This window comes from Elioraea sp. Yellowstone, from assembly GCF_006704265.1.
Taxonomy (GTDB): Bacteria; Pseudomonadota; Alphaproteobacteria; order Acetobacterales; family Acetobacteraceae; genus Elioraea.
On sequence record NZ_VIKA01000138.1, the window covers coordinates 1 to 8,419 of the forward strand.

Annotated in this window: 6 protein-coding genes; all 6 read right to left on the bottom strand. The window is 73.9% G+C overall.

Going from position 1 to position 8,419, the window contains the following annotated elements; all coding sequences use genetic code 11:
• Nucleotides 1-1,196: BCD family MFS transporter (locus FK498_RS15330; protein WP_141856045.1), on the bottom strand; the 1,196-nt coding region annotated here is incomplete at its 3' end.
• Entirely contained in the window at nucleotides 1,193-1,894 is a 702-nt protein-coding gene (gene bchM / locus FK498_RS15335; RefSeq protein WP_141856047.1) for a magnesium protoporphyrin IX methyltransferase, read from the bottom strand. The genes FK498_RS15330 and bchM, both read right to left, overlap by 4 nt.
• Nucleotides 1,894-2,799: a ferredoxin:protochlorophyllide reductase (ATP-dependent) iron-sulfur ATP-binding protein gene (gene bchL / locus FK498_RS15340; RefSeq protein WP_141856049.1), complete on the bottom strand. Its 906-nt coding sequence runs from the start codon at nucleotides 2,797-2,799 to the stop codon at nucleotides 1,894-1,896. Before bchL ends, bchM begins: the two co-directional genes overlap by 1 nt.
• Nucleotides 2,796-6,392: a magnesium chelatase subunit H gene (locus FK498_RS15345; protein WP_141856051.1), complete on the bottom strand. Its 3,597-nt coding sequence runs from the start codon at nucleotides 6,390-6,392 to the stop codon at nucleotides 2,796-2,798. Before FK498_RS15345 ends, bchL begins: the two co-directional genes overlap by 4 nt.
• Nucleotides 6,367-7,935 carry a ferredoxin:protochlorophyllide reductase (ATP-dependent) subunit B gene (gene bchB / locus FK498_RS15350; RefSeq protein WP_141856053.1) on the bottom strand — a complete coding sequence of 523 codons (1,569 nt, stop codon included), beginning with the start codon at nucleotides 7,933-7,935 and terminating at the stop codon, nucleotides 6,367-6,369. The genes FK498_RS15345 and bchB overlap by 26 nt, the downstream gene beginning before the upstream one ends.
• Before the next feature lie 2 nt (nucleotides 7,936-7,937).
• A partial coding sequence (locus FK498_RS15355; RefSeq protein WP_304598718.1) for a nitrogenase component 1 occupies nucleotides 7,938-8,419 on the bottom strand: 482 nt, incomplete at its 5' end.

The window sequence follows — 8,419 nt, forward strand, 5'->3', positions numbered from 1 at the left end:
GCACTCGCCTGCACCGCCCCCCAGGCGCCGAGCGCGAGCCCCGCCTTGCCGTCGGGGGCGGCGTCGATGCAGGCGCTGAGCAGGCCGACCGTCAGCAGCCCGGCGCCGAAGCCGATCAGCGCGGTGCCGGCGGCGAAGGACGCGGGCGAGCCGAAGGGGGAGGCGGCGAGCACCAGCACGAAGGCGACGATGCCGGCGAGCACGCCGTGCGCGGCGAGCCGGTGCGGATCGAAGCCGCGGCCCAGCGCGCGCGCGGCGAGCGCGAACGCCGCCACGCCGCCGGCGGCGCAGAGCGCGGTCAGCGTCGTCGTGGTGCCGACGGCAAGGCCGAGGATCTCGCCGCCATAGGGCTCGAGCAGGATGTCCTGCATCGCGAAGGCGGCCGTGCCGAGCCCGACCGCGACCAGGCGCCGATCCCACTGCCGCTCGGCGCAGAGGCCGCGCCAGCTCTCGCGGAACGAGGGGATCGCGCGGTCGTGGCGGGTGCGCGCGGGGTCGCGCGCCTCCTGCTTCCAGAGCGCGACCAGGTTCAGCGCCATGGTCGCGACCGCGGCGCCCTGGATCACCTGGATCAGGCGGAGCTGGCTGAACTCGCGCAGCAGCGCACCGAAGCCCAGGCCCGCGACCAGCATGCCGATCAGCAGCATGAGCGACATGAGCGCGACCACGCGCGGCTGCGCCTCGCGCGGGGCGAGGTCGGTGGCGAGCGCGAGCCCGACCGTCTGCACCGTGTGCAGCCCCGCACCCACCATCAGGAAGGCGAGCGCCGCGCTGGCATGGCCGACCCAGATCGGGCCCGTCGTGTCGCCCGAGAGCAGGATCAGCGCGAAGGGCATGATCGCGAGCCCGCCGAACTGCAGCAGCGTGCCGAACCAGATGTAGGGCACCCGCCGCCAGCCGAGGAACGAGCGGTGATGGTCGGAGCGGAAGCCGATCAGCGCGCGGAACGGGGCGAACAGCAGCGGCAGCGCGACCATCGTCGCGACCAGGCCGGCCGGGACGGCGAGCTCGACGATCATGACGCGGTTCAGCGTCCCGACCAGCAGCACCGCGCACATCCCGACCGAGACCTGGAAGAGCGAGAGCCTGAGCAGCCGCGGCAGCGGCAGATCCGGGCTCGCGGCGTCGGCGAAGGGCAGGAAGCGGGTGCCGACCCGCGTCCAGCCCCTCGCCAGGGAGGCGTTGAGGCGTCTCATCGCCGCACGAGCTCCAGGGCCTGGCTGGTGTAGAACCCCGAGGCGATGCGCTGCGTCCGTCCGATCCGCCACCCGGCGAGCCCGGGCGCGGCGGCGAGCAGGCGCCTGAGCCGCCGTTCCGCCACCGGCGCGATCGCGGGGGCGCGGTCGCGCTTGGGGAACAGCGTGCCGACGGCGTGCATCGCCGCGAGCGGCAGCGTGCGCGGGGCGAAGGTGAACAGCAGCGAGCGCCCCGTGCGCGCGGCCAGGCCCGCCACCGCCGCGGCGACATCCTGGGCACGGTAGTGGATCAGGCTGTCCATCGCGACGACGTGCTCGAAGCAGCCGAGTGCGGGATCGAGCATGTCGCCGACGAGCCAGGCGATGCGGCCGGGGCCCGGCGCACGGCCGGCGCGTTCGCGGGCGAGCGACACCAGCGTGGGCGAGAGATCGACCGCGACCACCTCGGCGCCGCGCCGAGCGAGATCGATCGCGAGCGCGCCGGTGCCGCAGCCGGCATCCAGCACGCGGGTGCCGCGCAGATCGGCCGGCAGCCAGGAGAGCAGGCAGGCGCGCATCCGCTCGCGCCCGGCCCGCACGGTCGCGCGGATGCCCGAGACCGGCGCGTCGGAGGTGAGCCGCGCCCAGGCCTCGGCCGCGGTGCGGTCGAAATAGGCCAGGAGCTCGCCGCGGCGGGCCTCGTAGGTCGTGGTCGGCATCAGTCGAAGCCCAGCAGGTCGAAGATCTCGCGGTCGCGCAGCGGCCGGGCGTCCAGCGGCGCGATGCCCGCCCAGAGCGCGGCCGCGAGGCGGAGATACTCCTGCTGCACGGCCGCGAGCTCGGGCGAGGGCTCCATCTCGAACAGCGTCGCCTTCTTCAGCCGCGACCGGCGGATCACGTCGAGCGCGGGCAGGTGCGCGAGCAGCCTCATCCCCGAGGCGGCGTTGTACTTCTCGATCTGGTCGGTGGCATCCGAGCGGTTGGCGATCACGCCGCCGAGCCGCACCGGGTAGTTCCTCGCCTTGGCCGCGATCGCGGCGACGATCCGGTTCATCGCGAAGATCGAGTCGAAGTCGTTCGCGGCGACGATCAGGCCGCGATCGGCGTGCAGGAGCGGGCTCGCGAAGCCGCCGCAGACGACGTCGCCCAGCACGTCGAAGATCACGACGTCGGTCTCCTCCAGGAGATGGTGCTCCTTCAGGAGCTTCACCGTCTGGCCGACCACGTAGCCGCCGCAGCCCGTGCCCGCGGGCGGCCCGCCCGCCTCGACGCAGAGCACGCCCGCATAGCCCTCGAACACGAAATCCTCGGGCCTGAGCTCCTCGGTGTGGAACTCCACGCTCTCGAGCACGTCGATCACGGTCGGGCAGAGCCGCTTGGTCAGCGTGAAGGTGCTGTCGTGCTTGGGATCGCAGCCGATCTGCAGCACGCGCTTGCCGAGCTTGGCGAAGGCGACCGAGAGGTTGGACGAGGTGGTGCTCTTGCCGATGCCGCCCTTGCCGTAGACCGCGAACACCTTCGCACCCTCGATCCTGAGGGCGGGATCGGCGTGCACCTGCACCGAGCCGTCGCCGTCGGCGCGCTTCGGAGCCGCGCGCGGGCGCGTCAGGTCGATCGCGGTCATGCCGGTGCTCCCATGATGCCCTCGAGCCGGTCCTCGAGCTCCTCGCCCGCCGCCCGCAGCCGGTCGAGCACCTCGGCCGAGGGCGACCAGTACCGCCGCTCATGCGCCTCGATCAGGCGGCTCGCGATCTTCGCCGACGCGGTGGGGTTGAGCGCGGCGAGGCGCCGGCGCATCGCCTCGTCCAGCATGAAGGTCGCGGCGAGATGGTCGTACACCCAGGGCGCGACCTGCCCGGTCGTGGCCGACCATCCCATGGTGTTGGTGACGTGCGCCTCGATCTGGCGCACGCCCTCGTAGCCGTGCGCGAGCAGCGCCTCGAACCATTTCGGGTTCAGCGCGCGCGTGCGCGTCTCCAGCGCGACCTGCTCGGCGACGGTGCGCACGCGCCCCTCGCCGCGCGTCTGGTCGCCGACATAGACCGCCGCCTCCGTCCCGCGCGCGCGCCTGACCGCGCGGCTGATGCCGCCCAGCGTGTCGAAGTACTGGTCGATCGTGGTGAGCCCGACCTCGATGCTGTCGAGGTTCTGGTAGGTCACCTCCACCCGCGCCAGCACCGCGTTCAGCACCGCGTCCCGGCGCATCGGCCGGCCATCGACGCCGTAGGCGAAGCCCTTGCGGCGGAGATAGGCCTCGGCGAGCTCGTCCTCCTCCTGCCACGCGCCGGTCTCGAGCAGGTGGTTGACGTTCGCGCCATAGGCGCCGTCGGCGTTGCCGAACACGCGCAGCGCCGCCTCCTCGACCGTGCCGCCATGGGCGGCGAGATGCGCCAGCACGTGCTTGCGGATGAAGTTCATCGCCTCGGGCTCGTCGGCCCGGGCGGCGAGCAGCACGGCCTCGGCGAGCAGCCGGGTCTGCATCGGCAGGAGGTCGCGGAAGATGCCGGAGAGCGTCACCATCACGTCGATCCGCGGCCGGCCGAGCCGCTCGAGCGGCACGAGCTGCGCCCCGGCCAGGCGGCCGTAGCTGTCGTGGCGCGGCTCGGCGCCCATCAGCCAGAGCGCCTGCGCGATCGGGCCGCCCTCGGTCTTCAGGTTGTCGGTGCCCCAGAGCACGATCGCCACCGTCTCGGGCAGGCCGTTGCCGTCCGCCGCGTGCCGGGCGAGCAGGCGCTCCGCCTGGCGCGCGCCGTCCTGCATCGCGAAGGCGGAGGGGATCCTGAACGGGTCGAAGCCGTGCAGGTTGCGGCCCGTCGGCAGCACCTCGGTGCTGCGCAGGAGGTCGCCGCCCGGGGCGGGACGCGTGTAGCCGCCATCGAGGGCGTGCAGGATCGCGCGGGTCTCGTTGTCGTCGGCCAGCAGGGCGTCGAGGCGCGCGCGCTCGGCCGGATCGGTGATGCTCGCCGCATCCAGCATCTCCGCGCGCTGGGCCGCGTCCGGCGGCGCGCCGACCACGTGCAGCCCGTGCGGGATCAGCGTGTATTCCAGCTCCAGCAGCGCGTCCGTCAGGCGCATGATCTCGGCCGCGGGATCATCCCAGGGCGGCTCGGCGGCGGCGAGATCGACCGCGGCCGCCTGCGCCTGGACGAGACCCGCGAGCGCCAGACGCGCGTTCGGGTCCGTCTCCGGGTCCAGCGCGCGCCAGCGGTCGATCGAGGCCTTGAGGTCGAGCAGCCCGCGATACAGGCCGGCATGGGCCACCGGCGGCGTGAGGTAGGAGATCAGCGTCGCCCCCGTGCGCCGCTTCGCCAGCATCCCCTCGGAGGGGTTGTTCGAGGCGTAGAGATAGATGTTGGGCAGATCCCCGATCAGCCGGTCGGGCCAGCACGCCGCGGACAGCCCCGCGTGCTTGCCGGGCATGAACTCGAGCGCGCCGTGCGTGCCGAAATGCAGCACCGCGTCGGCGCCGAAATCCTCCCTCAGCCAGCGATAGAAGGCGGAGAAGGCGTGGGTCGGCGCGAAGCCGCGCTCGAACAGCAGCCGCATCGGATCGCCCTCGTAGCCGAAGGCGGGCTGGATGCCGACGAAGACGTTGCCGAAGCGCGCGCCGAGCACGAGGATCGATGCGCCGTCGGACTGCGCGCGGCCGGGCGCCGGTCCCCACTGCGCCTCGATCTCGGCGAGATGGGGCTCGCGCCGCACGTGCTCCTCGGCCGGGATGCGCGCCGCGACGTTCGCATGGGTGCCGTGGCGCGCGGCATTGCCCTCGCAGATCGCGCGGCGCAGCGCCTCGGCATCCGCCGGCAGCGCGACCGCGTAGCCGGCGTCGCGCATCGCGCGCAGCACGTTCCAGGCGGAGGCGAACACCGACAGATACGCCGCCGTGCCGGTCGCGCCGGCGTTGGGCGGGAAGTTGAACAGCACGATCGCCACCTTGCGCTCGGCGCGGGCCGTGCGGCGCAGCGCCACCAGCCTCGCCACGCGCGCAGCGAGCATCGCCGCACGTTCGGGATGCACGGCCATGTCGCGCCGCGCCTCGCCCTCGACCGCCCAGGACCGGCCGCCGAAGGTCATCGGCCAGATCGCGCCGTCGAGTTCGGGCAGCGCGACCATCATCGTCGCCTCGACCGGCGTGAGCCCGCGCGGATCGGCCTGCCAGTGCTCGATGGTCTGGAACTCGAGGGGGTGGGCGGCGACATAGGGCACGTCGAGGCGGGCGAGGATCTCCTCCGCCGCGCGCGCGTCGTTGTAGGCGGGGCCGCCGACCAGCGAGAAGCCGGTGAGCGAGACCAGCGCGTCGATCGCCGGCGCGCCGTCGCGCATCAGGAAGCGCTCGATCGCCGGCCGCGCGTCGAGGCCCGAGGCGAAGGCGGGGATGACGCGCAGCCCCCGCGCCTCCAGCGCGGCGATGGCGCCGTCGTAATGCGCGGTGTTGCCGGCGAGCAGGTAGGAGCGCAGCAGCAGCACGCCGACCGTGCCGGCGCTGCCCGTCGCGGCCGGCAGGTCGGCGAGGCGCTCCGTGATCCGCCCGCGCGCGCGCGGATGGTAGAGCCCGACCTCCGGATAGGCGATCGGCGGGGCGGCGGTCACGGCGCCGGCGAGCGCGGCGCGCGCGCCCGCGGCATAGCGCCCGACGAGCATGCGGACGAGATTCGCGATGTTCTCCTGCGATCCGCCGAGCCAGTACTGGAGCGCGAGGAAGTAGGCGCGCACGTCCTGGGCGGTGCCGGGGATGAAGCGCAGGATGTGCGGCAGCCGGCGCAGCATCCGCATCTGGCCCCGGCCGGAGGAGCCGCTGCCCGAGGGCTTGCCGCGCAGCCGCCTGAGCAGGGCGAGCGGTCCCCGCGCCCCGTCGCTCATGCTGAACCGGCCGAGGCGGGTCAGCCGCATCACCTCGCCGGCCGACATCATGCACAGCATCGCGTCGCACTGCGCCCGCCGCGCCTCCAGCGCGGGCAGCACGGCGCGGATGTGGTCGTCGAGGAACAGCATGGTCGCGATCACGATGTCGGCGCGCGCGATGTCGGCGCGGCAGGCCTCGAGCGCGGCCGGATCCCCGCCCCACTCGTCGGCCGCGTGCACGGCGAGGTCGAGCCCGGGCAGCTCGCGCCGCAGCGCCGCGCGCGCACCCATCGCCGCGCCGGTCAGGTGACTGTCCATCGTCACCACGACCACGCGGATCGGGATCGCGTCAGCGGGCGTAGTGCGCCTTGGCATCGTAGAGCGTCTCGACGGTGATGGTGGACAGCCCGCGTTCGGCGGCGTAGCGCTCGGTGTTGCGGCGCGCGCGGCCGCGCACGAAGAACGGCACCTTGCGCAGCTCGCGCTCGGCCTCGGCGGCCCAGCCCGGCGCATCCCCGGCGGGGGCCGCCGCCGCGACGGCCGGGGAGGAGACGGCCGGGGCGGCGGCGGCGGTCGCGCCGAGATGGGACGGCGCGGCCTCGTCGCGGAACTCGAAATCGTCGCGGAACATCGCCAGCAGATGCTCCTCGAGTCCCATCATCAGCGGATGCACGATCGTGTCGAACAGCACGTTCGCGCCCTCGAACCCCATCACCGGCGAGTAGCGCGCGGGGAAGTCCTGCACGTGCACGGGCGCGGAGATCACCGCGCAGGGGATGCCGAGCCTCTTGGCGATGTGGCGCTCCATCTGCGTGCCCAGCACCAGCTCGGGCTGCAGCGCCGCGACCGCCTGCTCGACCTCGAGGTAGTCGTCGGTGATCAGCGCCGGGACGCCGTGGCGTTCGGCCGCCGCGCGCACCTCGCGGGCGAACTCGCGCGAGTAGGTGCCGAGGCCGACGATCGTGAACCCCATCTCCTCGGCCGCCACCCGCGCCACCGCGATCGCGTGGGTCGCGTCGCCGAACACGAACACCCGCTTGCCGGTGAGATAGGTGCTGTCCACCGACCGTGACCACCACGGCAGGCGCGACCCGGCACGCTCCAGCACCGGCGCGGGATCGACGCCGGCGAGATCGGCCACCTCGCGCACGAAGGCGCGCGTCGCGCCGACGCCGATCGGCACCGTCCGGGTCGCCTTCTGGCCGAAGGCGCGCGCGAGGAACGCGGCCGCCGGCGCGGCGATCTCGGGGTAGAGCACGACGTTGAAGTCGGCCTCGCCGAGGCGGGCGATGTCGGCCGGCGTCGCGCCGAGCGGGGCGGTGACGTGCACATCGATGCCGAGCCGCGCGAGCAGCGTGGCGATCTCGTGCATGTCGTCGCGGTGGCGGAAGCCGAGCGCGGTCGGGCCGAGGATGTTGCAGCGCGGGCGGCGGCCGGCCGGGCGCGCCGGGCGGGGCGTGCCGGGCGGCGGCGCGTGCGGTCCGGCGAAGGCGCGCACGACCTGGTAGAACGTCTCGGCGGCGCCCCAGTTCTCCTTCTTCGCGTAGGAGGGCAGCTCGAGCGGCACGATCGGCACCGCGAGCCCGGCGGTGCGCGCGAGCCCGCCCGGATCGTCCTGGATCAGCTCGGCGGTGCAGGATGCACCCACCAGGATCGCGTCGGGCCGGAACCGCTCCTGCGCCTCGGCGAGCGCGGCGCGGAACAGTTCGGCCGTGTCGCCGCCGAGGTCGCGCGCCTGGAAGGTGGTGTAGGTGACCGGCGGGCGGCGGTCGCGCCGCTCGATCATGGTGAAGAGGAGATCGGCGTAGGTGTCGCCCTGCGGCGCGTGCAGCACGTAGTGCACCCGCTCCATCGCGGTCGCGACGCGCATCGCCCCCACATGCGGCGGTCCTTCGTAGGTCCAGACCGCGAGCTGCACGGCTACACCGCGAGCCTGGTGCGCCGATCGAGCGGCCGGGCGAACAGCGCCGCGAGGTCGCCCGCCTGGTCGTAGCCCTGGATCGGCGTGAAGACGAGCTCGATCGACCACTTGGTGGTGAGGCCCTCGGCCTCGAGCGGGTTGGCCAGGCCGAGCCCGCAGACCGTGATGTCGGGACGGGCGGCGCGGCAGCGGTCGAGCTGGCGCTCGAGGTGCTGGCCCTCGGCGAGGCGCGTGCCCGCGGGCAGCAGGTCGAGTTCGGGGCCGAGATGGCCGCGATGCAGATAGGGGGTGGCGACCTCGACCGGCTGCATGCCGAGCTCGCGCGCGAGCATGCGCGCGAGCGGGATCTCGATCTGGCTGTCGGGGAAGAGGAACACGCGCTTGCCGGCGAGGGCGGGGCGGTGGGCGGCGAGCGCGCGCTGGGCGCGCGCCTCGGCGAGCGCGGTCGCCTCGCGGAAGCGCGCGGGCGCGACCGCGAAGG